The following is a 22,602-nucleotide window of genomic DNA, read 5'->3' as shown; positions in this document are numbered from 1 at the left end:
GCCGGAGTCACACGCTACTGGCCGGTAGGCGGAATGTGAACCGTCCTCGGGTCAGCGCCCGGTGAAGTCCGGCTTGCGCTTCTCGACGAAGGCGGCCATCCCCTCGCGCCGGTCGTCGGTGGCGAACAGCGCCGCGAAGAGCTGACTCTCCCAGGCCAGGCCGGAGGTGAGATCCATGTCCAGGCCGCCGTCGACCGCGAGCTTCGCCGCCCGCAGCGCCTGCACCGGACCCTTCAGGTACGGCTTCACCAGCTCGACGGCGGCGGAGTACACCTCGGCGGCCGGGACCACCCGGTCGGCCAGGCCGATCCGCAGCGCTTCCTGGGCGTCCACCATCCGGCCCGACATGATCAGGTCCTTGGCCCGGGCCGGGCCGACGAGACGGGCCAGCCGCTGGGTGCCGCCCGCGCCGGGGATGACGCCGAGCTTGATCTCCGGCTGGCCGAGCTTGGCGTCCTCGGCCACCACCCGCCAGTCGCAGGCCAGGGCCAGCTCGCAACCGCCGCCGAGGGCGTACCCGGTGATCGCGGCGACCACCGGCTTGGGGATCCGGGCGAACTCGCCGAGCGCGCTGGACAGGGCGGCCGCCCGCTCCGCCATGTCCACGTAGGACATCTCGGCCATCTCCTTGATGTCCGCGCCGGCCGCGAACACCTTCTCCCCGCCGTACACGATGACGGCGCGGACCTCGGGGTCGGCGGTGGCGGCCGCAGCGGCGGCCCGCAACTCCTCCTGGACCTGCTTGTTGAGCGCGTTCATCGGCGGCCGCTCCAGCCGGATGGTGCCGATGCCGTCCCTGGTCTCCAGCCGCACGAACTCGCTCACGCCGCCCTCACTTCCTCGTCGAAGTCGCGTGCCAACCTTACGGCCCGGGTCGTTGGGGTAAGTAGTCTGGTGTCCGCCCCGCGTCCCGGAGTCCGCCATGGTCAGGTACTACGACGACAGGTCGGTGCAGGTCACCTCCGCCGCCATCCACGTGGACGGCCAGGCGTACCCGCTGGCCGAGATCAGCATGGTCTGGCACCTGCGCGGCAGCCGGTCCTGGCGGGTGCTCGTCGGCCGGGGCGCGATCGGCGCCGCGCTCGCCGGGCCCCTGGTCGCCGCCGCACTGGGCGTGGCGCTCGCGCTGTGGCTGCACCGCTCGCTGACCGTCACGATCGCCATCGTGGGGGCCTCGGTGCTGGTCGGGCTCGCCGTCGGGCCGGTCGCCGACTTCCTCTTCGAGCACCTGGACCGCTCGTACGCCCGGGGCAGCCGGCAGCTGGAACTGTGGGTCCGGTGGCGCGGCCACCCGGTGCGGCTGCTGAGCACCCGCGACGCGCTGCGCTTCGGGCAGATCTACCGGGCCGTGCAGCGCGCGGTGGAGAGCGGCCAGTCGCCGGCCCCCCCGGCGCGGAACACAGGCCCGTCGGGCAACATGGCCAGACCGCGCAACAGGCCGTAGCGGTCCTGTTCGTCGCTCGCGACGCGACGGAGGTGTTGCCGACCGCCTACGGAGCTGCCCGCACAGACGGGGCAGCCCCGAAGGGGCCCCGGGCTCCACCGCCCCGCGCCGGTACCGCACCGGAAAGACCCCGCACGCGGAGGCGCGACACCGCCACGGCCGGTTAGCCTTAGTGATGACCCTCTATTACCGGGACGACGCGGTGCAGGTGACGTCCGAGTCGATCCGGGCGGGCGGCCACTCCATCCCGATCGCCGGGATCACGTACGTCTGGCACGCACGCGGGCGGACCACGCTCGCCGTGCGGGGGCGGGTCGTCGGCCGGGGCGTGCTGGTGCTGCTGCTGTCGCTGCCGCCGCTGGTGGCGCTGGTCTGCGTGGTCTCGCTCGCGTGGTCGGCGCAGGACCGGGGCAATTGGACGCTGGCTCTGATCATCCTGGCCGCCTGTGCCGTGGGCGTGCTGGCCCTGGTCCCGTTCCTGGAGGTGCCGCTCGGCTGGCTGGACCGCTCGTACGAGCGGGGGAACCGGGTGAACGAGCTGTGGGTGCAGCACCACGGCCAGGAGGTGATGCTGCTGCGCACCCCGGACGCGCTACGGTTCGGGCAGATCTACCGCGCCGTGCAACGCGCCGTCGAGCAGCAGGTGGACCGGGGATGACCGGTCGGCGGGCGACGCGCTCGCCCTGACCCGGCAGTCGGGCGCCGACGGGCGGCACTGGATGTCCCGGCGCACACTGGGAGGCATGGCGATTCCCCTTCCCCGGCCGACCGCTGTCCTCGGCCTCACCCGGTCCGCCTTCGATCAGGCCCTCGGCTCGGCCGCCTCGTTCGCCGCCGTCCCGGTCCGCGCGTTCGCGGTGCTGGACGGGGTGGAGGCGCTGCTGTCCCGGATCAATCGGGTGGTGGACCGGATCGAGGGGACGCTGGACCGAACGGACCGGGTGCTCGACGACGCCGAGTCCGCCGTCCGGGAGGTGGCCGTGATCAGCGCCTCCGCGACCACCGCGATCGACACCGCCACCGGGGTCGCCACCGCGGCGGCCGTGGTGGTCGCCTCGGCCGAGGGGGTCGCCGGCCGGGCCGCCGCCACGGTGGACGCCGCCGCCGGGGCGGCCGACACCGCCGGCGAGCTGCTCGCCGCGTACGAGCCGGCGCTGCGGCGGGCCGCGCCGATGACGACTCGTTTCGTCGAGGAACTCAGCCACGAGGAGGTGACGGCGGCTATCCGGCTGGTCGACGAGCTGCCCAAGCTCAAGGAGCACCTCACCGCCGACATCCTGCCGATCCTGGCCACCCTGGACCGGGTCGGGCCGGACCTGCACGACCTGCTCGACGTCACGCGGGACCTGAAGCTCGCCGTCGCCGGCATCCCCGGCCTGGGCATGCTGCGTCGCCGGGGCGAGAAGCTGACCGACGACCCGGGCTGACCGACGGCGCCCGCCCCGTCAGGCCGACGGGGCGTGGAGCTCGTCGATCTCGGCCCGGCGGGGCAGGGCCACGGACGCGCCGAGTTTGCGCACGCAGGCCGCGCCGGCCGCCGCCGCCCACCGCACGGCGGCAAGCAGGTCCCGCCCCTCGCCCCAGGCCACGGCGAGGGCCGCCGTGAAGGCGTCCCCGGCTGCCGTCGAGTCGACCACGTCGACCTGCACCGCCGGGACGTACGCGGGCTCGGCGTCCCGCTCGACGTACCAGGCGCCGTCCCCGCCCAGGGTCAGCACCGCCCGGGGCGCGAGCGCCAGCAGCGCCCCCGGGTCGTCCCGGCCGCGCCCGGTGAGCGCCAGCGCCTCGTTCTCGTTGACCACCAGCAGGTCGACGGCGGCGAGCAGCTCGTCCGGCACCCGCTGGGCCGGCGCCGCGTTGAGGATCACCCGGGTGCCGGCGGCACGGGCGGCAAGCGCCGCCTGGGTCACCGTCGCGACCGGGATCTCCAACTGGGCGACCAGCACGTCCGCCGCCCGCACGGCGGCCAGCTCACCCTCGGTGAGATCGGTGAACGCGGTGTTCGCCCCCGGGGTGACCATGATCGCGTTCTCGCCGTCGGCGCCGACCATGACCAGGGCGACGCCGGACGCCCCGTACACCACCCGGAGCTGGCCGGTGTCGACACCGGCCGCGGTGATCCGGGCCTTGAGGGTGACCCCGAACGCGTCGGAGCCGATCGCGCCGAGGAACGCGCAGGACGCGCCGGCCCGCACGGCGGCGACGGCCTGGTTGGCGCCCTTGCCGCCGGGGACCATGACGAAGGCGCTGCCGAGCAGCGTCTCACCGGGACGCGGCAGGGCCGGCGCGGTGGCCACCAGGTCCATGTTGGCGCTGCCCACCACGACCACCCGGGTCTGCTGCACGCTCGGCACTCCTCGCGGCTCAGGCGGCGCGGGCCGTCCAGCGGTCGCCGACGCGGTCGACCGTCAGGGGCAGGCCGAAGGTCTTGGAGAGGTTGTCGGCGGTCAGGGTGTCGGCGAGCAGCCCCTGGGCCATCACGCCGCCCTCGCGCAGCAGCAGGGCGTGGGTGAAGCCCGGCGGGATCTCCTCGACGTGGTGGGTGACCAGGACCAGGGCCGGAGCGTCCGGGTCGTACGCCAGCTCGGCCAGCCGGGCCACCAGGTCCTCGCGCCCGCCCAGGTCGAGCCCGGCGGCGGGCTCGTCCAGCAGCAGCAGCTCGGGGTCGGTCATCAGCGCCCGGGCGATCTGCACCCGCTTGCGCTCCCCCTCGGACAGGGTGCCGTACGCCCGGTCGGCGAGGTGGCCGATGCCGAACTGGCCGAGCAGCGCGTGGGCCCGGGCCTCGTCGGTGCGGTCGTAGCTCTCCCGCCAACGCCCCACCACCGACCAGGCGGCGGTGACCACCACGTCGACCACCCGCTCCTCGGCGGGCACCCGCTCGGCGAGGGCGGCGGTGGACAGGCCGATCCGCATCCGCAGCTCGTTGACGTCGGTCCGGCCGATCCGCTCGCCGAGCACGTGCGCCGTGCCCGTGGTCGGGTGCAGCCGGCCGGCGGCCAGGCTCAGCAGTGTCGTCTTGCCGGCACCGTTGGGGCCCAGCACGACCCAGCGCTCGTCCAGCTCGACCCGCCAGTCCACGTCGTGCAGCAGCGCGGTGCCGGACCGGCGTACGCCCACACCGTCCAGGCTGACCACCAGATCCGCGTCCACGGGGGCGGTGGCGGGGGCGGCGCCGACGACGCCGGGGATCAGGTCACCAGTCACCCGTCCATCCAACCACGCACCGCCGCACCGCCCCCCACGGGCGGTGGCCACGCCATAGGGTGGGGCGCCGTGGCGTTGGTCACCGCACGGGGGAGGAACCAGATGCCGTACCGCTTCAGGGAGCGTCTCGGGTGAGCGCCGCTATTGAGATCGAAGGGCTACGCAAGACCTTCCAGGGCCCGTACCGCAGCCGCCAGGTCGCCGTCGACGGCTTCGACCTGCTGGTGGGGCGGGGCGAGATCCACGGCTTCCTGGGGCCGAACGGCTCGGGCAAGACCACCACGCTGCGCGCCCTGCTCGGGCTGGTCCGTGCCGACGCGGGCCGGATGCGGCTGTTCGGCGAGGACGTGCCGCGCCGGTCGGCCGCGGTGGCCGGGCGGGTCGGCGCGATCGTGGAGACGCCGCAGTTCTTCGGCAACTTCACCGGGCACCGCACGCTGCGGCTGCTCGCCCTGGCCGGCGGGGTGCCGACCCGGCGGGTGGACGAGGTGCTGGACCAGGTGGGGCTGCGCGGCCGGGGCGACGACCAGGTCAAGGGCTACTCGCTGGGCATGCGGCAGCGGCTGGCGGTGGCCTCGGCCCTGCTCAAGGAGCCGGAGCTGCTGATCCTGGACGAGCCGGCGAACGGGCTGGACCCGGCGGGCATCCGGGAGATGCGGGACCTGATGCGGGAGCTGGCCGCCGCCGGGGTGACCGTGCTGCTGTCCAGCCACATCCTCGGCGAGATCCAGCTGATCTGCGACCACGTGACGATCATCTCTCGGGGGCGGCGGGTGGCCGCCGGGCCGGTGGAGGGCGTGCTGGACGGCCACGACCAGCACGACTGGCGGGTCGGGGTGCCCGAGCAGGGGCGGGCTGCGGAGCTGCTGCGCCGGGAGGGGCTGCCGGTGGAGGAGCACGCCGAGCACCTCGTCGTCGGCGGGGTGCCGGACGCCGGCGAGATCAGCCGGCTGCTGGGCGAGCAGGGGCTCTGGGTCCGCGAGCTGGTGCCACTGCGACCCGACCTGGAGAGCGTCTTCCTGGAACTCACCGACGACGGGGCGGAGCGTCCCGAGCCGCCCGGACTGGCCGACGGGCCGGCGCCCGGCGACCCCGGCGAGGGCCGGCTCATCGACCTCGACGTGACCGTCGGCGACGACAGGGAGGCAAGGGCGTGAGCCTGGTACGGGCCGAGCTGGAACGGCTGGCCGCGCGCCGCTTCGTCCAGCTCATGCTGGTGTTGCTGGTGCTGGCGTTCGGGGTGACCGCGGTGACCACCCTGGTCGGCTCGCACCGACCGTCGTCGATCGAGGTCGCCGAGGCCCAGCAGGCGGCGGCCGAGGAACGGCAGGCCCTGGAGGCCACGTACCAGCGGTGCCTGGCCGCCGCGCGGGGAAACCTGCCGCCGGAGGAGGCGGAGAGCTTCCCGGACGACTGCTCGGCGTTCGACCCTGCCCAGCGGGAGCGGCTGCCGGTGGCCACCGACCACCTCCAGGGGGTGTTCAACTTCGCCAACCAGGCCCGCCCCCTGCTGTACCTCCTGATCCTCTTCCTGGTGCTGTTCGGGTTCCTGGTCGGGGCCTCGTACATCGGGGCGGACCTGTCCACCGGCGGGGTGGTCAACCTGCTGATCTGGCGGCCCCGGCGGCTCGCCGTGCTCGGCGCGAAGCTGGGCACGCTGCTCGGCGCGCTGACGGCGGTGTCGGTGCTGGCGTCGACGGCGTACGGGGGCGCGTTCTGGCTGATCGGGCAGACCGCCGGGATGCCCGGGGCGACCGACGGGGACTTCTGGCCGTGGCTGTGGCTGACCTGGGCCCGCGGGGTGGTGCTGGTGCTGTTCGCCGCGACGGCCGGCTTCGCCATCGCCACCCTCGGCCGGCGGACGGCGGCGGCGCTCGGCGCTGTCATGGCGTACGCGGTGGTGTGGGAGCTCGGCCTACGGGTGGTGGTGGAGGTGGTGGGCATACCGCGGGGCGAGGACTGGATGCTCTCCACCTACCTCGACGCCTGGCTGACCGGGGAGGCGCGGCTCTCCGACGCCACGGTGTGCCGGGGCGTGTCCGGCTACTGCGACGGCACCTACCAGCTCGGCTGGGGGCTCGGGCTGGCGGTGCTGCTGGCGCTGACGGGCGGGCTGACGGTGGCCGCGTTCGCCGCGTTCCGCCGCCGCGATTTGATCTGACCCGCGCACCCGGGACGCGACAACTTGTTGCAGCGCCCCGGGTGATGGTGAAGAATTCCTACGTGACGGACGCGTGGTCAGCCCACGGTGCTGCCGAACACCTCGTCCCGCACGGCGTCGAGAGCGGTGCGCAGCGCGCCGTGCAGGACCGGCTCCTCGGTCAGGCCGCTCGGCACCACCCGGGGGCGGACCAGGGTGATCGCCGCCACCTCCCGCTGCACCCGCCCAGCCAGCGCCGCGCCGCCGGCCCGCCCGACCTCGCCGGCGAGCACCACCAGCGGTGGGTCGAGCACCACGCAGGTGCTCGCCACGCCCAGGGCGAGCCGGCGGGCCAGCTCGTCGAGCACCGGTGCGGCGTCGGCCTCGACCGCCGCGCGTACCGCCTCGGCGGCGTGGTCGGCGACGATGCCGTGCTCCCGGGCCACCGCCAGCACCGCGTCGCTGCCGGCGAGCTGCTGGAAGGCCGGCTTGGCCCGGCGGGACACGTCGCGCGGGATCGGCGCCCCGGGCACCGGCAGGTAGCCGATCTCGCCGGCCGCGCCGCTGCTGCCGTGGTGCAGCCGTCCGCCGAGCATGATCGCCAGACCGACGCCCGCGCCCAACCAGACCAGCACGAAGTCGGCCAACTCCCGGGCCGCGCCCGACTGCGCCTCGGCGACGGCGGCCAGGTTGACGTCGTTCTCGAAGACCACCGGGGTGTCCAGGTCCTCGCGCAACGCGGCGAGCAGACCACGGTGCCAGCGCGGCAGGTTGAACGCGAAGGTGATGTCGCCGGTGCCCGGCTCGACCAGGCCGGGCGTGCCCAGCACCACCCGACGCACGCCGGACAACTCGGCCCCGGCGCTGCTGGCGGCCTGGACGACGGCGTTGTGCACCACGCCGACCGGGTCGTCGGTGTCCCGGGTGGACAGCTCCACCCGGCCGGTCACCGCGCCCGTGATGTCGGCGCAGGCCGCGACCACCCGGTCCGCGCCGACCTCCACCCCGACCACGTACGCGCTGCCGGGCCGGACGGCGTAGAGCTGGGCGTTCGGGCCCCGCCCGCCGGCCTGCTCGCCGACCCGGGCGACCAGGCCGCGTTCCTCCAGCCGCTCGACCAGCTGGCTGGCGGTGACCTTGGACAGGCCGGTCAGCTCACCGATCCGGGCCCGGGTCAGCGGCCCGCGCTCGAGTAACAGCTCCAACGTCGCGCGGTCGTTGAGCGCTCGTAACAGGCGGGGGGTGCCGGGCAGCCGGGTCGCACTCATGCCATGTCCTCTAGCTATTCGTAAACTTTACTCACCACTACCGACCTGCAGACGGGTGTCCGTAGCGTAACGGCCGCCCGAGACCGGGTGGTCGGACGACCCGGCAGCGACCGTGGTCCCGCCGGCGATCCCGGTACGACGTTCGTGCCCTCGGGCACCGGAAGGGGACAGACTCGTGGGGACCGATCCAGGACTGCGCCGACTCGCGCTGGGCACCCTACTCGCCGCGTACCCGGGGCCCGTCCCGCCGGACTGGGCCGTCGGCCTCGTGGGCGAGGGCCTGGCCGGGCACACCCTGTTCGGCACGAACGTGCACGACTTCGCCCAGCTCGCGGCGAGCACGGCGGCGCTGCGCGCGGCCCGGCCCGACGTGCTGGTCGCCATCGACGAGGAGGGCGGCGACGTCACCCGGCTCGCCCGCGCCACCGGCAGCCCGTACCCGGGCAACGCCGCGCTCGGCGCGGTCGACGATCCGGCGGTGACCGAGCGGGTGTACGCGGCGATCGGGGCCGAGCTGGCCGCCCTCGGGATCACCGTCAACCTCGCGCCGACCGTGGACGTGAACACCGCCGACGAGAACCCGGTCATCGGCACCCGCTCGTTCGGCGCCGACCCGGCCCGGGTGGCCGTCCACTCGGCCGCCGCCGTCGCCGGCATCCAGTCGACCGGCGTGGCCGCCTGCGCGAAGCACTTCCCCGGCCACGGCGCGGCGACCGCCGATTCGCATTACGAGCTGCCCACCGTGGACGTGCCGCCGGCCGTACTGCGCGAGCGGGACCTGCCGCCGTTCGCCGCCGCCGTCGGGGCCGGGGTGCGGTCGATCATGACGGCGCACATCCGGGTCCCCGCGCTGACCGGGGACGACCCGGCCACCTTCAGCCGGGCGGTCCTGGTCGGCCTGCTGCGCCGCGAGTACGGCTTCTCCGGGGCGGTGATCACCGACGCGCTGGAGATGAAGGGCGCGGCGCTCGCCGCCGGGGGCGTCGGCCCGGCCGCCGTCCGCGCGCTCGCCGCCGGGGCGGACCTGCTCTGCATCGGCGCCACGGTCGACGCCGCGCTGGTCGAGCGGGTGGCCGCCGAGATCGTCGACGCGCTCGGCGACGGTCGGCTGGACCGGGCCCGGGTGGAGGAGGCCGCCGGCCGCACCGCGGCGCTCGCCGCCTGGGCCCGGCCCGCCGGCACGCCGCCCCCCGCCCCGACCGACCTCGGGTACGCCGTCGCGCGGCGCGCCGTCCGCGTCGAGGGCGACGTCACAGGGCTGGGCCGGCCGCTGGTGGTCCAGTTGCACACCGCGTCCACGATCGTCGAGGAGCGGGTGCCGTGGGGGCTCGGCCCGCACCTGGCCGGGCTGGAGGAGGTGCGGGTGGTGGCCGCCGAGACCGACGTGGCGTCCCTGCGCGGGCTCGCCGGGGCCCGGCCCATCGTGCTGGTGGGCCGGCACCTGCACCGGCTCCCCGGCGGCCCCGACCTGGTCGACGCGCTGGCCGCCACGCATCCGGTGACCGTGGTGGAGATGGGCTGGCCGGGCCGGTGGCGGCCGACGGGCGCTCGCGCCTACGTGACCACGTACGGAGCGAGCCACGCAAACGGGCGGGCGGCGGCGGAGGCACTCGGCCTGGCCGGTTGACCCCGGGCTGCTCTGGGTTCGCGTACCTGGGGTTGGTCCGCGCGTCGGGCTGTCCCGTGCACGGGTGCCCCGGTCGGCCAACCGCCAGACACCGACCCTGATCCGCACTCTGCGTCACTAGGCCCAGAAGCCACCCAGCTCGCTGCACCACAGGTCAAGTCCCCTAAATGACACCGACAACCCGCCGATCACCCCTTGCCCGACCCATTATCGATACGTAGCGTCATGGACGGGACGGCGGCCGGCAGGAGGGCCTGGGGAAAGGCTGCGGACCGTGGATCCGGCCCGGGATCCACGGTCCGCGCTCCGCCTGCGGCACCGGCCGGCGGGCGGGCAGCTACGGGCCGCCGGGGCCCGGAGTCACGGCGGGTACACCCCGTACGACCGCCAGCCCTGGTCCGCGAAGCCGGCCGCCTCGGCGACCCGCGCCGACGCGACGTTGGCGGGGTCGTGCCGGTACGTCGGCACCGCACCCCCGTCGAGCACCCGGCGGGCGGCCCGGGCGACGAGTCGACGCGCCAACCCGCGACCCCTGGCCTCCGGCACGGTGCCGACGGCCAACTCGTGCCCGTGGGCGTCGTGCCGCTTGATCGCCGCGCCGGCCAGGTACCGTCCGTCGGCGCCCCGCACCACCAGCACCTCGCGGTCGAACAGCCGCAGCCACCGCGGCAGCCCCGGCTCGGTCGGCGCGACCCATTCCCCCACGTCCGGCAGCGGAGCCGGGGCCAGGGTCCACCGGAAAACGTCCTCGTGGCACACCCACCCGGGGTGGTCCACGGCGGCCGGCAGGCCGGCGATCAGCCGCCGCTCCGACTGGCCGGCCAGCGCCCGGACCGCCGGGGCGTGCCGGGGCGCCACCGAGAGCACCGTGCCGCGGCCGTCGCCGACCGCGATCGCCGGGCGGAGCCGGCCGTCCCAGGCGGGCAGGGCACGCCGGCGCGAGCCGACCACGTTCAGCCCGGGTCCGGCCGGCCACTGCCCGAGCCAGGTCGCCAGGTGCAGGTACAGCCGCCGGTCGAGCACCGGTCACCCTCCTCCGCACCGCCGGAACGCGCCCCACCCCGAGGCCAACATGATCACGGTACGCCAACCACCCGCCTCGGGCCGGGAGCTCCGGCGGACCGCTTCTGAAGAACGTGCACAGTCTGGTTGAGGCGGCCGACGGGCGGGTAGACGTACAGAAGATCAGCGATGATTGCCGATTCGTCGTCCGGTTGCCGTCGACGGGAACCGGACGCATCGATCGAACGTCATAACCAGTTCCATCCATGTACAACTTTCTCTGGGACGGTATGGTCATGCCGAATCTGCCTTATGACCGGTACCAACAGGACGCCGAGCGCCGCTGGCGGGAAGCCGGAAGCGGGCGGTTCCCCGCGCAGCCGACGTACCGCGAGGTGCGCAACGCGCGCCGCACGGAGCCGGCGCTGTCCTGGGCGGAGCTGAACCGGCTGCCGGCCGGCGTCTCCACCCGGCGCGGCCTCACCGCCCGCTGAACCCGCGGACGGGGGCCGGAGCTCAGAGCTCGGCGGCGATGGCCTTGGCGCTGTCCACGTCGGGGCCGGGCAGCGGGACGAAGAGGGTGCGCCGGTAGTACTCCAGCTCGCGGATGCTCTCCCGGATGTCGGCCAGCGCCCGGTGGGCCAGCCCCTTCCGCGGCTGCCCGAAGTACACCCGCGGGTACCAGCGCCGGCACAGCTCCTTGATGGAGGAGACGTCGATCATTCGGTAGTGCAGGTGCGCGTCCAGGCGCGGCATGTCCCGGGCGATGAAGCCCCGGTCGGTGGCGATGGAGTTGCCGCACAGCGGCGCGGTGCGCGGGTCCTTGACGTGGCTGGCGACGTAGTCGAGCACCAGGTCCTCGGCCTCGGCCAGGGTCACGGCCGAACGCCGGACCTCCTCGGTGAGGCCGGACTTGCCGTGCATGGTCCGGACGATCTCCGGCATCCCCTCCAGCGCCGCCTCGTCGGCGTGGATCACCACGTCGACACCGTCACCGAGCACGTTGAGGTCGGGGTCGGTGACGAGCGCGGCGACCTCGATCAGGGCGTCCCTGCCGAGGTCCAATCCGGTCATCTCACAGTCGATCCAGACGAGGAGGTCAGCCACGGCCACAGCCTACGCGCAGCCCACGCCCTCGCGCCTCGGCACTGTCGGCCGGATGGACCGCTAGGGTTTCCCCGTGCCAGCTGAACCGATCGCGCCACCCTCCGTCACCGCCGACGAGCCGGGCGGCCGCAGGGTCCGCCGGCTGGTCACGGTGCTGGCCCTGGCTGCTGTCCTCCCGGCGCTGTACCGGCCCGGGCTGGTGCACGACTTCTTCGACCTGAAGATCTACATGCGGGCGATGGACTGGTGGGCCGCCGGCAACCCGCTCTACGACTACGCGCAGCCGGACCGGGTCCAGGGCGAGCTGTACTTCACCTACCCCCCGCTGAGCGCGCTGCTGCTGCGCCCGTTCGCGTTGCTGCCGCTGGGCCTCACGATCGCGGTCTTCACGGTCCTGACCGCGCTCGCCGTGGTGGTGACCACCCGCTGGCTGCTCGCCCCGGTCATCGCCCGGCACGGCCTGCCCCGGACGTTCGCCCTCACCGTCGCGGTGCTGCTGGTCTTCGCAATGGAGAGCACCCGGGAGACGATCACCTTAGGTCAGATCAACATGCTGCTGGTCGTGCTGATCCTGGCCGACCTGCTCTTCGGGGTGCCGCAGGGGCGGCGCTGGGCGGGGGTCGGCATCGGGTTGGCCACCGCCCTGAAGCTCTACCCCGGCATCTTCATCGTCTACCTGCTGGCGACCCGCCGCTGGCGGGAGGCGGCCGTGGCGTCGGCGACCGCCGCCGGGGCGACCCTGCTCGTGGCGGCCGTGGCCCCGTCGGACTCGTGGCGGTTCTGGACCCACGAGCTGTGGGCGACCAACCGGGTCGGTCGCGCCGACTACACCGGGAACCAGTCGCTGTTCGGGCTGCTCAGCCGGTTCACCGCGCCGGCCGCGCCGAACCGGGCGCTGTGGATCGCGCTGGCCCTGCTGGTCGCCGGGTACGGGCTGTGGCGGGCCGCCCGTGCCGCCTCGGCCGGGGACGTGCTCACCGGGTTGACCCTGACCGGGCTGGTGGGCGCGCTGGTCAGCCCGATCACGTGGACCCACCACATCTACTGGTTCGTCCCGGCGATGGTGGTGCTGGCCGACACGGCGCTGGGCGCGGACCCGGCCACGCCCGGCGGGGCGCGGCGGCGTCGGTGGCTGACCGGGCTGGCCGTGTTCACCGGCGCGGTGATCGTCTACGGGGTGGTCTCGTTCCAGAACTGGGGGGTGGCCCCGGTGCGCACGGACTCGCCCGGGGAGTTCCTGGTCCGCAACACGTACGTGCTGCTGAGCCTGCTGCTGCTGGTGGCTCTGCCGGTCGCCCGGCGGGCCGGGCCGACCACCGCCAGGGACAAGAAATCGCACCAACTGGACAGAACTCCCGATTAGCGCCGATACCGGCTAACCTTGCCCCTACCTCGGGCATCTCCCGTGGCACCGGCCCCCCGGTGAGGCGGCCCTCCGCGTCGGCAGCGCGGAGGGCCGCCCTCCGTCGAGGACGAATTCTCCGGTCGACGCCTCCGGCGAGGGGCGCACCCCGCCCCGCCGGCCGGGGGCGGCGTACCGGTCAGGAGGGTTGGCGGGTGCGGGCCGGGCCGGGCGCGGCTGGGCGGATACGGCGGGGCTCGATGCGCACCGGCCGGGCCGTGGCCTCCGGGTTCAGCGGCGGCCAGGCCAGCGGTGCCGGCGGGGACGGCGGGGCGAGATCGGCCAGGGTGGCCGGGCGGCGGGCCGGGGCCGGCCCCAGCGCCGGGCGGGGCCGGCCGGCGGGCGGCCCCACCGCGACCAGCTGCCGTTCGGCGGGGACCGCCGGGGCCGGCGCGGGGCCGGCGCCGAGCGCGTCGAGCGAGGTCATCCCGAGCCGGCCGGCGAGCACCGGCACCTGGTCGGGCTCGACCACGAAGACCACCTCGCGGGGGCGCACCGGTCGCAGCAGGAGCGCGGCGGACACCACCAGCAGGCCACCCAGGACGATCAGCGCCCAGACGGCCACGGGGAACCACCCGGCGGCGAGTTCCGCCTGCAGGTCCACCGCGCCGATCCGGGCGGTGACGCCGCCGTCGGGGTCGACGCGCCGGGTGGCGACTCCGAGGGCGACGCCGGCCAGCAGCGCCGGGATCCCGATGGTGAGCAGCAGCATGCCGACGAGCGCGCGAGCGAATCGCATCCGTGTCGTTTCCTTCCGTGGCCGGGTACCCGGACGACCATACCGAGGCAAATCGCACAATCACCCGATATCACCAGCAACGGCGTACAGCGACCCGGAAAAGGCGCTGGCCCGCCGGTATGCACCGGCGGGCCAGCGGGCGGTACGGGACGGCTCAGGACCTCGCGGCCGGCTCCCGCCGCGTACGGGCGAACGCGAGACCGCCCAGGGCCAGGCCGGCCAACCCGGCGACCAGCCCCGCCACCCCGAACGCAGTGCCCGCGCCGCCGTCGGAGTCGTCATCGTCGTCGTCCGCACCGGCGGCTGCCACGGCCGGCGCCGACGCCCCCGCCGACGGGGCCGCCGCGGTGAGGGTGAGCACCGGCGCGGGCTTCTCCGGCTCCTCGGCCCCGGCGGCGGACGGCTCCTCGATCCAGCGCACCACGTTGCCGTCCGAGTACGTCTGAAGCGCCTTGAACACCATCGTGTCCACCTCCGGCAGCGGCCCCATCGAGACCGGGAACTCCTGGAACTGGCCCGGCTTGACAGCCGCGTCGCCGGTCGCCGTCCAGGTGATCTTCGACACGGCCTCGGTGACCTCGCTGCCGTGCACCTGCACCGGCGGATCCACCTTGCGCTTCTCCATCGCCACCGTCCAGCCCGGCACCGGCATCGTGGACACCGAACCGACCGGGGCGTTCTCCGGCAGCACCACCTCGACCTTGGTCGTGGAGGCCTCGTCGCTCTCGTTCGGCACCCGGAACGCGAACCGGCCGTAGCCGCCCTGGGTCGCCTCCTTCGGGTTGACCGAGACGTGCGCCGAGGCGGGCGCGGCCACGCCGAGCACCACGGCGGCGACGCCGAAGGCCAGGACGGCGGCGGTTGCGGAACGCCGGTGACGGAGCATGGGGAACTGCCTCTCTCTAGCGGATGCTCACGGTGGCGCTCACCGTGGCCTGGTCGATGTCCGTGGTCCGGACGGTGAAACGGAACTGCCACTCCCCCACGGCGGGCAGGTTGAGCTCCCCGGTCGCGTGGTTGTCGGTCAGCGGCAGCAGCAGGATCTCGATCGGCTCGATCCCGGCCGCCGGCAGCGCGGCGGTGGCCTTCCACTCCTCCACCGGCTGCGGTCGATTGTCCTTCGTGTACGCGTACAGGTGCAGTGAGTTGTTGCCCCGTTCGGCCGGGTCCATCTCGACCTGGAGGGAATAGAGCGGGCTGGACAGGGTGGTGGTGAACAGGCCGGCCTGCGTGCCGGCCGCGTCGGCCCCGGCGGTGCGGGCCGGCGGCGTCTGCACCAGGGTCGCCGACACCGCGAGCACCACCGCGGTGATCGCCAACTCCACCCACACCGCCCGCCGCACCGGCGTCGGCCGCCCCGCGGCGGTGCGCCGGCGCACCAGCGCCCGGGAGTACGCGGCCACGCCGAGCACCAGGACGAACAGCACGATCTTGGCCAGCACCAGCCGCCCGTACGTGGTGTCGACCAGGGCGGTCGGGGTGGCCACCTCGATCAGCGCCTGCACCGTGCCGGCGAGCAGCAGCGCCGCGACGGCCAGCGCCGCCCAACGCGACCAGATCGGCAGGATCGCGCCCAACTCCCGCTCGTCGGCCCGACGCAGCAGGAACCCGCCGAGCATCACCAACCCGCCCAGCCAGACCGCCATGCTGCCCAGGTGCACCGCGTCGACCACCACCGACACGGCCGGGGCGGGCGAGGCCGCCGGGTGCCCGGCCAGCGGCCAGGTGAGCAGCGCCGCGCCGCCGAGGATCGCCAGGATCACCCCGTCGGTGCGGCCCACCGGCCCGGCGAAGAGCGGGCGGAGCAGGAACGCCGCCGCCGCGAGCAGGCCCAGCCGGACCAGGTGCGTCGCGCCGTACGTGCTGCCCAGCACGTCGCCGAGGCCCGCCCCGGTCACGTCGAACAGCCCGCCCCCGGCGGTGTACGGCACCTGCAACCACAGCTCGGCGAGCGTGGCGAACACCAGCAGGCCCAGCCCCGTCCAGGCCAGCCGGGCCGGGCCCCGGCGGGAGAGCCGACGCGGCCACAGCGCGCCGAGCACCAGCGCTGGGCCGACCAGCAGCAGCAGCCCCGCGTACCCGAGGTACTTGGCGACCTTGACCCCGTGCTCCACCACCGGGTCGGCCCGGTTGTCGGACCCCGCGTCCGTCGGCGGCGTCGACGGGGCGCCCACGGAGTAGGTGAACGCGCCGGACACCGGGTGGCTGTCCGCCGAGATGACCCGGTAGCTGACCAGGTAGGTGCCCCGCCCGGCGGACGGGTCCACCGGCACGGTCACCACCGTGCTCTCGAAGGCCGGCTCCCCCCGGTCGGCCCGCGCGCCGTCCGGGGCGATCACCCGGATCTTCCCGGCCACCTTGCGCACCGGCTCGCTGAACGTCAGCACCACCTCGGTCGGCCCTCCGGGCACCACGGCGGACGCGGCCGGGCTGCTGCTCACCAGCACCGCATGGGCGCTTGCGGGGGTGGCCGGGGCCAGCAGCAGGGCGACGACGGTGACCAGCAGGCCGGCGATCGCGCCCACCCGCGCGAGCCGGCGGCGGGGAGGCCGGAGATTGGCAGCAGTCATGTGGGCCATGCTCGCCGACGCGGGGGCCGATCGGCGACCCGGGCCGGCACCCGCGGCGGCCCGGACCCGATGCCCACCGCCGGCGCCTGCGGGTCCTCGCCGCCCAGCCGCGCCGACAACGCCGCGCGCACGCCGTCGCATGTCATGAGCGGGTAGTCGGGCCGGGCACCGGGAAAGTTCCCCGAGTGGGCCACGCCATGTAAGGGCCGAAGGACCCTGCCCGGCCCGGATCTGCCGCGTACCCTGATGTGACGTGATCCCCGCCCCGCGTGACCCCGCCGCCGTCGGTCCGCCCGACGCCACGGGCGTCGGTGCCCGGGGTCCGGCGGTCGACGCGGCCCGGGACGGGGCGACCGACTGGGCGCTCGCCGCACGCGGCGGCGACCCGGTCGCCCAGGCGGCGTTCGTCCGGGCCACCCAGGCCGAGGTGTGGCGGTTCGCCGCCGCGCTGGTCGACCGGGACAGCGCCGACGACCTCACCCAGGAGACCTACCTGCGGGCGTTCCGGGCGCTGCCCGGCTTCGAGGGGCGCTCCAGCGCCCGGACCTGGCTGCTCGGCATCGCCCGCCGGGCCTGCGCCGACCACCTGCGCACCGTGGTCCGTCGGCGGCGGCTCGCCGAGCGGCTGGTCGGCCACGCGCACGCCGACCGCCCGTACCCGGACCCCGCCGGGCAGCTCGGCGCCACCGATCTGGTACGCCGGCTGCCCGCCGAGCGGCGCGGGGCCTTCGTGCTCACCCAACTCCTCGGCCTGTCGTACGCGGAGGCCGCCGCCGTGGAGGGGGTGCCCGTCGGCACCATCCGCTCCCGGGTGGCCCGGGCCCGCGCCGACCTGGTCGAGGCGGTCGGCGACGCACTCGCCGGATGACCGGGAACTTCCGTCGGAGCCGGGGCGACCAATGACCATGACCGCACGACGCATCGGGGCCGTCCGCTGGCCCGCCGTCCGCCCCTGGCTGGGCGTCGCCGCCCGGCTCGGCCTCGCCGCCGTCTGGCTCGTCGCCGGCGGGACCAAGGTCGGCGACCTGGCCGCCTCCGGGCGCGCTGTCAACGCGTACCAGGTGCTGCCGTACGACGTCGCGACGGTGATCGGCGCGGCGCTGCCCTTCGTCGAGCTGGCCCTGGGGCTGCTGCTGCTGGTGGGACTGGCCACCCGGCTGGCCGCCGGGGTGTCGGCCGCGCTCCTGGTGGTCTTCGTCGCCGGCATCGCCTCGGCCTGGGCCCGTGGCCTGGCCATCGACTGCGGCTGCTTCGGCAGCGGCGGGCAGCTCGCCGCCGGACAGGCCCCGAGCTACCTCCCGGAGATCCTCCGGGACCTGGGATTCCTGGCGCTGGCCGGATTCCTGCTGAGCTGGCCCCGCACCCCCGTCTCCGTGGACGGCTGGCTCGCGGGCACACCTGTGGAGGACGAGGATGAGTAGTCGCAAGGGACAGCGGGACGCCGCCCGGGTGGTCCGGCAGCAACTGGCCCGGGAACGCCGCCGACGGCGGACCCTCTGGGCCTCGGTGGCGGCGGTCGCCGTGCTGGTGATCGCCGGCGGGATCGGCTGGGCCGTCTGGTCCAGCCAGCGCTCCGACACCTTCACCGCCCCGCCCGGCGCGACCGAGAACGGCACCGGCGTCGCGTACGGGGACGGGCCGGCCACCATCGACCTGTACGAGGACTTCCTCTGCCCGGCCTGCAAGCAGTTCCAGCAGAGCAGCGGCGCGACGATCGAGCAGCTGGTCAACGAGGGCAAGGCCCGGGTCGTCTTCCACCCGGTGGCCTACCTCAACCGGTTCTCGACCACCGAGTACTCCACCCGGTCCTCGGCCGCCTCCGGGTGCGCGGCGAAGGGCGGCAAGTTCCGGGAGTTCACCGCCGCGCTGTTCGACCGGCAGCCGCCGGAGGGCGGCGCCGGGCTGAGCAACGACGAGTTGGTCGAGATCGGCGCCGGCGTCGGGCTGAACCGGGACGACTTCTCCTCCTGCGTCTCCGACGGCACGTACCGGGCGTGGACCGAGCACGTCACCGAGGACGCGAGCAAGGCCGGGATCACCGGCACGCCGACGATCAAGGTCGACGGCAAGGAACTCTCCGACCGCAGCCCCGCGGGCATCACGGCGGCGGTGGCGGCGGCCGGCAAGTGACCCCCGCGCCGCTGCGCCGGGGCGGGCCGGGCCGCCGGGGCGGGCCGCTGCGCCGGGGCGGGCTGGTCGCCGCCGCCGCGCTGGTCGCCGTCCTCGGCACCGCCGCGCCGGCCGCCGCGCACGGCGGGGAGGCCCCGGACGGCACCGACTACCGGGCCGAGGCGATCGGGGTCGCCCCGGCCCGCCCGGGGCTGACCGTCCGGGTGGTGGAGGCGGGGGCCCGGCTGGAGCTGGTCAACCGCACCGGGCGGCCGGTCGAGGTGATCGGCTACTCCGGGGAGCCGTACCTGCGGGTCGGGCCGGACGGGGTGTTCGAGAACAGCCGCTCCCCGGCGACATACCTGAACCGGACCCTGTCGGGGGACGCCACCCTGCCCGCCCAGGCCGACCCGGCCGCCGCCCCGGACTGGCGGCGGATCGACGACGGGCCGGCGGCCCGCTGGCACGACCGGCGCATCCGGTGGCAGGAGCCCGACCCGCCCGCGCGGGTGCGCGCCGACCCGACCCGGGAACAGCGGGTCCTGGACTGGGCCGTGCCACTGCGCGACGGCGCCGAGCCCGTGGAGGTCCGGGGCACCCTCGACTGGGTGCCGCCGCCGGACCCGTACCCCTGGTGGGTGGCGGCGACCCTCGGCTTCCTCGCGCTGGGCGCCGCCGGGCTGCTGGCCACCGGCACCGCGGCGGCGGCCAGGGCGCTGGCCGGGGTCGGCGCGGCACTGGCCGTCGGCGGGGTGGCCGCGATCGTGCTCACCGTCGGCCGGGAGCTGGACGCCGGCGCGTCCGGGGTGGGCGGGGTGCTGGCCGGCCTGCTCGCCGGGCAGGTCTGGGCGGTGCTCACCGGCCTGGGTGCGCTCGCGGCGGGCGGGTACGCGCTGGCCCGCCGCCCCGCCGCCGACTTCGCGCTGGCGCTGGCCGGGGCCTGCCTGGCCCTGTTCGTCGGCGTCACCAATCTCGCCGTCCTCGGCCGCTCGGTTCCCCCGGCCCCCTGGCCCGGCAGCCTGGCCCGCCTCCTGGTCACCGTGGTCCTGGCCGCGGGAGCCGGCGCCACGGCCGCCGGCCTCCTCCGCCTCCGCGCCGCCGCGGCCCGCCCCGCCCCGCCGCCCGCCCGCGTCGATCATGGGCTCGCGCTGGGGAACGAACCGTCCTAGCGCCCATCCACCGGGCACCAGGGCTTTCTGACCGCCCCCGGGTCAGGGCTGGGGGATGAAGCCGTAGGGGAGTTCCAGGCGGTGGGTCGACAGCAACTCCTGGTTCGCCAGGAGGGTGCGGGTGGGGGCGTCGGCGACGATGCGTCCCTCGTCGAGGATGACCGAGCGGTCGCACAGCTCCAGCGCGTACGGGAGGTCGTGGGTGACCATCAGCAGCGTCACCGGCAGGGCGCGCAGGATCCCGGCCAGCTCCCGGCGGGCCGCCGGGTCGAGGTTCGACGACGGCTCGTCGAGCACCAGGATCTCCGGCCGCATGGCCAGCACTGTGGCCACCGCCACCCGGCGGCGCTGCCCGAACGACAGGTGGTGCGGGGTGCGGTCCCGGTGCTCGCCCATCCCCACCGCCGCCAGGGCCTCGTCCACCCGGGCCGTCAGCTCCGCCCCACGCAGCCCCAGGTTGGCCGGCCCGAACGCCACGTCCTCGGCGACGGTGGGCAGGAAGAGCTGGTCGTCCGGGTCCTGGAAGACGATGCCCACCCGGCGGCGGATCTCCGCGAGGGTGCCCCGGTCCCGGCTGACGGTCAGCCCGCCGACGTGCACCGAGCCCTCGGTAGCGGTGAGGATGCCGTTGAGGTGCAGCACCAGGGTGGTCTTGCCGGCACCGTTGGGGCCGAGCAGCGCCACCCGTTCGCCGCGCGGCACGGTCAGGTCCACCCCGTGCAGGGCGACGTGCCCGTCCGGATAGGCGAACCGCACGCCGCGCACGTCGAGGGAGACAGGAGCCGGGGTCTGCACGTACCCGATCATTGCAGGACGACAGCGGCCCCGGCGATGGTGGCCGCGACCAGCGGCACCGCCGACCCGACCAGCCACTGCCCGGCGGTCGCCGCGCCCGCGCCCTGCCAGACCGCCGGCATCCGGCCGGAGTAGCCGCGCGACACCATCGCCAGGTAGACCCGCTCGCCGCGCTCGAACGCGCGCAGGAACAGCGCCCCGATCCCGGCGGCGAAACCGCGCAGCTGCCACAGGAACCGCGGGTCGTCCCCCCGGGAGACCCGGGCCACCCGCATCCGGCGGGCCTCGCCGACCAGCACGTCCAGGTAGCGCAGCATGAAGGTGGCGATCTGGGTGAGGATCTGCGGGCAGCGCAGCCGGTCCAGGCCGACGATCAGGTCCCGGGTCGTCGTGGTCGCCGCGAGCAGCAGCGACGCCAGTACGCCGAGGGTGCCCTTGGCGATGATGTTCCACCCGCCGAGCAGCCCGTCGACGGAGAGACTCAGCCCCGCCACGTCGACCCGCTCACCCGCCCCGAGGAACGGCAGCGCGAACGCGAACAGCACGAACGGCAGCTCGATCGCCGCCCGGCTGAGCAGCCAGCCCGGCCCCACCCGGGCCAGCGCGGCCACCACCGCGACCAGCAGGGCGTACCCGCCGAAGGCCCAGAACGCCGCGCGCGGGGTGGCCACCACCGCGACGGTGAACAGCACCATCGCGGCGATCTTCACCTCCGGTGGGAGGCGGTGCACCGGCGAGGTCGACTCCCGGTAGAGCACGTGGGCGTGGCCGGCCCCCATCGCCGTCCCGCCTACCGGCTGTTCGCCACGCGCGAGGCGTCGTCGCCGCGCCCGCCGCCGACCGGGTCGCCCCCGGCCCGGTCCCCGCCGGTCGTTCCGGCGGCGGTGGCGTGGCCGGTGCCCCGGCGGCGCAGCAACCAGAACACGCCGCCACCGACGGCGAAGGTGAGCAGCACCCCGAGGACGCCGGAGAGGCCGGTGGAGAGGAAGTCGTTGTCCACGCCCCGGATGCCGTAGTCGGCCAGCGGGCTGTCGGCCAGCTCGTGGTCCTGCGCCTGCTGCGCCGGGCAGCTGCCGCCGGTGATCTCGTCCTCGGCGTTGACCGTGCAGCCCTTGAGCAGCGACGAGTCCAACCCGTCCGGGTGTGACGAGGCGTAGTTGCTGACCACACCGGCCAGCAGCAGTGCGACCAGCAGGCCGCCGACGACGAATCCCCAGGGACGCTTGCTCATCGGGCACCTCCGGCGACCGGGACGACGGGAGCCGGCGCGGCCGGCTTCAGGGCGCGCAGCGCGTACACGAGATCGGGGCGGACCTTCGCGACGGTGACCACGGTGGTCGCGGTGATCAGGCCCTCGCCGATGCCGATCAGCAGGTGTGCGCCGGCCATGGTGCCGGCCAGGCCGGCCAGGTTGCCGCCCAGGTCGGTGGTGCCACCCAGCCAGTACTGCAGCACGAAGCCCTGGGACGCGACGACGACGCTGACCAGCGCCGAGACGAAGGCGGTCACGCCGAGGCCGGCCGGAGTGCGGGGCAGCACCCGCAGCAGCAGGGTGATCAGCAGGTACGCCGCGGCGGTGCCGAGGACGGCCATGTTGCTGATGTTCAGGCCGAGCATGGCCACCCCGCCGTCGCCGAAGACCAGCGCCTGCACGACCAGCACGACCGCCACGCAGAGCGCGCCGACCCACGGGCCGACCAGCATCGCGGCGAGCGCGCCGCCGAGCAGGTGACCGCTCACGCCGGCGGTGAAGATCGGGAAGTTGAGCATCTGGACGGCGAAGATGAACGCGGCGACCAGGCCGGCCATCGGGGCGAGCCGGTCGTCCAGGTCGCGCCGGCCACGCAGCACGCACAGGGCCAGCACCGCCAGCGCGAAGGCGGCGAAGAGGGCGGCGACGGGACCGTTGACGATCCCGTTGGAGATGTGCATCGCCAGGGTTTCCACTCGACCTCCCGGGGCGCGGTGGGCGGGCCCACACCGACGGGGTGAGCCTATTTCCAGGGAACCACTGTTGCCAATA

General features: G+C 75.0%; 25 protein-coding genes. 12 read left to right on the top strand and 13 right to left on the bottom strand.

What is annotated here, in order from left to right; genetic code table 11:
* Positions 1-51 precede the first annotated feature (51 nt).
* Positions 52-825, bottom strand: coding sequence for an enoyl-CoA hydratase/isomerase family protein (locus ACH4T9_RS04175; protein WP_396669710.1), 774 nt, complete (start codon positions 823-825; stop codon positions 52-54).
* 97 nt (positions 826-922) lie between these two features.
* On the opposite strand from ACH4T9_RS04175, the gene ACH4T9_RS04170 reads away from it, so the two are divergent.
* From ACH4T9_RS04170 to ACH4T9_RS04160, 3 genes are all read left to right on the top strand, one after another.
* The gene (locus ACH4T9_RS04170) at positions 923-1,444 is read left to right on the top strand and encodes a DUF6232 family protein (protein ID WP_396669709.1); all 522 of its coding nucleotides are present in this window, start codon (positions 923-925) and stop codon (positions 1,442-1,444) included.
* A 175-nt stretch (positions 1,445-1,619) separates the two neighbouring features.
* On the top strand, positions 1,620-2,102 hold the full coding sequence (locus tag ACH4T9_RS04165) for a DUF6232 family protein (RefSeq protein WP_396669708.1): 483 nt from the start codon (positions 1,620-1,622) through the stop codon (positions 2,100-2,102).
* 85 nt (positions 2,103-2,187) lie between these two features.
* Positions 2,188-2,871 (top strand): hypothetical protein, encoded by a 684-nt coding sequence (locus ACH4T9_RS04160; protein ID WP_396669707.1) that lies wholly within the window; start codon positions 2,188-2,190, stop codon positions 2,869-2,871.
* Positions 2,872-2,889: 18 nt separating this feature from the next.
* On the opposite strand, the gene ACH4T9_RS04155 is transcribed toward ACH4T9_RS04160, so the two are convergent.
* Positions 2,890-3,789 (bottom strand): ribokinase, encoded by a 900-nt coding sequence (locus ACH4T9_RS04155; protein WP_396669706.1) that lies wholly within the window; start codon positions 3,787-3,789, stop codon positions 2,890-2,892.
* Positions 3,790-3,808: 19 nt separating this feature from the next.
* Positions 3,809-4,651, bottom strand: coding sequence for an ABC transporter ATP-binding protein (locus ACH4T9_RS04150; protein WP_396669705.1), 843 nt, complete (start codon positions 4,649-4,651; stop codon positions 3,809-3,811).
* A gap of 131 nt (positions 4,652-4,782) precedes the next feature.
* Between ACH4T9_RS04150 and ACH4T9_RS04145 the strand changes: the two genes are divergently transcribed.
* The gene (locus tag ACH4T9_RS04145; RefSeq protein ID WP_396669704.1) at positions 4,783-5,808 is read left to right on the top strand and encodes an ABC transporter ATP-binding protein; all 1,026 of its coding nucleotides are present in this window, start codon (positions 4,783-4,785) and stop codon (positions 5,806-5,808) included.
* On the top strand, positions 5,805-6,812 hold the full coding sequence (locus tag ACH4T9_RS04140) for an ABC transporter permease subunit (RefSeq protein ID WP_396669703.1): 1,008 nt from the start codon (positions 5,805-5,807) through the stop codon (positions 6,810-6,812). Before ACH4T9_RS04145 ends, ACH4T9_RS04140 begins: the two co-directional genes overlap by 4 nt.
* 77 nt (positions 6,813-6,889) lie before the next feature.
* Here ACH4T9_RS04140 and ACH4T9_RS04135 read toward each other — a convergent pair whose 3' ends face one another.
* Positions 6,890-8,059: an ROK family protein gene (locus tag ACH4T9_RS04135; RefSeq protein WP_396669702.1), complete on the bottom strand. Its 1,170-nt coding sequence runs from the start codon at positions 8,057-8,059 to the stop codon at positions 6,890-6,892.
* Positions 8,060-8,234: 175 nt separating this feature from the next.
* On the opposite strand from ACH4T9_RS04135, the gene ACH4T9_RS04130 reads away from it, so the two are divergent.
* The gene (locus ACH4T9_RS04130) at positions 8,235-9,686 is read left to right on the top strand and encodes a glycoside hydrolase family 3 N-terminal domain-containing protein (RefSeq protein WP_396669701.1); all 1,452 of its coding nucleotides are present in this window, start codon (positions 8,235-8,237) and stop codon (positions 9,684-9,686) included.
* A 360-nt stretch (positions 9,687-10,046) separates the two neighbouring features.
* Here ACH4T9_RS04130 and ACH4T9_RS04125 read toward each other — a convergent pair whose 3' ends face one another.
* Positions 10,047-10,709, bottom strand: coding sequence for a GNAT family N-acetyltransferase (locus tag ACH4T9_RS04125; protein ID WP_396669700.1), 663 nt, complete (start codon positions 10,707-10,709; stop codon positions 10,047-10,049).
* Positions 10,710-10,984: 275 nt separating this feature from the next.
* Between ACH4T9_RS04125 and ACH4T9_RS04120 the strand changes: the two genes are divergently transcribed.
* Positions 10,985-11,182, top strand: a complete 198-nt coding sequence (locus ACH4T9_RS04120) for a DNA repair protein (RefSeq protein ID WP_396669699.1) — start codon at positions 10,985-10,987, stop codon at positions 11,180-11,182.
* Positions 11,183-11,204: 22 nt separating this feature from the next.
* Here ACH4T9_RS04120 and orn read toward each other — a convergent pair whose 3' ends face one another.
* Positions 11,205-11,801 carry an oligoribonuclease gene (orn, locus tag ACH4T9_RS04115; RefSeq protein WP_396669698.1) on the bottom strand — a complete coding sequence of 199 codons (597 nt, stop codon included), beginning with the start codon at positions 11,799-11,801 and terminating at the stop codon, positions 11,205-11,207.
* Between the two features lie 67 nt (positions 11,802-11,868).
* On the opposite strand from orn, the gene ACH4T9_RS04110 reads away from it, so the two are divergent.
* Positions 11,869-13,158 carry a glycosyltransferase family 87 protein gene (locus tag ACH4T9_RS04110; RefSeq protein ID WP_396669697.1) on the top strand — a complete coding sequence of 430 codons (1,290 nt, stop codon included), beginning with the start codon at positions 11,869-11,871 and terminating at the stop codon, positions 13,156-13,158.
* A gap of 178 nt (positions 13,159-13,336) precedes the next feature.
* Here ACH4T9_RS04110 and ACH4T9_RS04105 read toward each other — a convergent pair whose 3' ends face one another.
* The 3 genes from ACH4T9_RS04105 to ACH4T9_RS04095 form a co-directional block, all read right to left on the bottom strand.
* Positions 13,337-13,936, bottom strand: a complete 600-nt coding sequence (locus ACH4T9_RS04105) for a hypothetical protein (RefSeq protein WP_396669696.1) — start codon at positions 13,934-13,936, stop codon at positions 13,337-13,339.
* A gap of 154 nt (positions 13,937-14,090) precedes the next feature.
* Positions 14,091-14,822, bottom strand: a complete 732-nt coding sequence (locus ACH4T9_RS04100) for a YcnI family protein (RefSeq protein WP_396669695.1) — start codon at positions 14,820-14,822, stop codon at positions 14,091-14,093.
* A gap of 16 nt (positions 14,823-14,838) precedes the next feature.
* Positions 14,839-16,506 (bottom strand): copper resistance CopC/CopD family protein, encoded by a 1,668-nt coding sequence (locus ACH4T9_RS04095; protein WP_396669694.1) that lies wholly within the window; start codon positions 16,504-16,506, stop codon positions 14,839-14,841.
* 253 nt (positions 16,507-16,759) lie between these two features.
* On the opposite strand from ACH4T9_RS04095, the gene ACH4T9_RS04090 reads away from it, so the two are divergent.
* From ACH4T9_RS04090 to ACH4T9_RS04075, 4 genes are read left to right on the top strand one after another with little or no spacing between them, the layout of a single operon-like run.
* Entirely contained in the window at positions 16,760-17,374 is a 615-nt protein-coding gene (locus ACH4T9_RS04090) for a sigma-70 family RNA polymerase sigma factor (RefSeq protein WP_396669693.1), read from the top strand.
* Positions 17,375-17,405: 31 nt separating this feature from the next.
* Positions 17,406-17,927, top strand: coding sequence for a MauE/DoxX family redox-associated membrane protein (locus tag ACH4T9_RS04085; RefSeq protein ID WP_396669692.1), 522 nt, complete (start codon positions 17,406-17,408; stop codon positions 17,925-17,927).
* On the top strand, positions 17,920-18,636 hold the full coding sequence (locus ACH4T9_RS04080; protein ID WP_396669691.1) for a DsbA family protein: 717 nt from the start codon (positions 17,920-17,922) through the stop codon (positions 18,634-18,636). The genes ACH4T9_RS04085 and ACH4T9_RS04080 overlap by 8 nt, the downstream gene beginning before the upstream one ends.
* Positions 18,633-19,784, top strand: a complete 1,152-nt coding sequence (locus ACH4T9_RS04075; protein ID WP_396669690.1) for a hypothetical protein — start codon at positions 18,633-18,635, stop codon at positions 19,782-19,784. Before ACH4T9_RS04080 ends, ACH4T9_RS04075 begins: the two co-directional genes overlap by 4 nt.
* A 42-nt stretch (positions 19,785-19,826) precedes the next feature.
* Here ACH4T9_RS04075 and ACH4T9_RS04070 read toward each other — a convergent pair whose 3' ends face one another.
* From ACH4T9_RS04070 to ACH4T9_RS04055, 4 genes are read right to left on the bottom strand one after another with little or no spacing between them, the layout of a single operon-like run.
* Positions 19,827-20,591, bottom strand: coding sequence for an energy-coupling factor ABC transporter ATP-binding protein (locus ACH4T9_RS04070; protein ID WP_396669689.1), 765 nt, complete (start codon positions 20,589-20,591; stop codon positions 19,827-19,829).
* Positions 20,588-21,358, bottom strand: coding sequence for a cobalt ECF transporter T component CbiQ (gene cbiQ / locus ACH4T9_RS04065; RefSeq protein WP_396669688.1), 771 nt, complete (start codon positions 21,356-21,358; stop codon positions 20,588-20,590). The genes ACH4T9_RS04070 and cbiQ overlap by 4 nt, the downstream gene beginning before the upstream one ends.
* An 11-nt stretch (positions 21,359-21,369) precedes the next feature.
* Complete coding sequence (locus ACH4T9_RS04060; RefSeq protein WP_396669687.1) at positions 21,370-21,810, bottom strand: PDGLE domain-containing protein; 441 nt, start codon at positions 21,808-21,810, stop codon at positions 21,370-21,372.
* Positions 21,807-22,526, bottom strand: a complete 720-nt coding sequence (locus ACH4T9_RS04055; RefSeq protein ID WP_396669686.1) for an energy-coupling factor ABC transporter permease — start codon at positions 22,524-22,526, stop codon at positions 21,807-21,809. The genes ACH4T9_RS04060 and ACH4T9_RS04055 overlap by 4 nt, the downstream gene beginning before the upstream one ends.
* Positions 22,527-22,602: the final 76 nt, after the last annotated feature.

It is taken from the genome of Micromonospora sp. NPDC020750, from assembly GCF_044334565.1.
GTDB lineage: Bacteria > Actinomycetota > Actinomycetes > Mycobacteriales > Micromonosporaceae > Micromonospora.
This window is presented reverse-complemented; position numbering and strand designations above follow the sequence as displayed.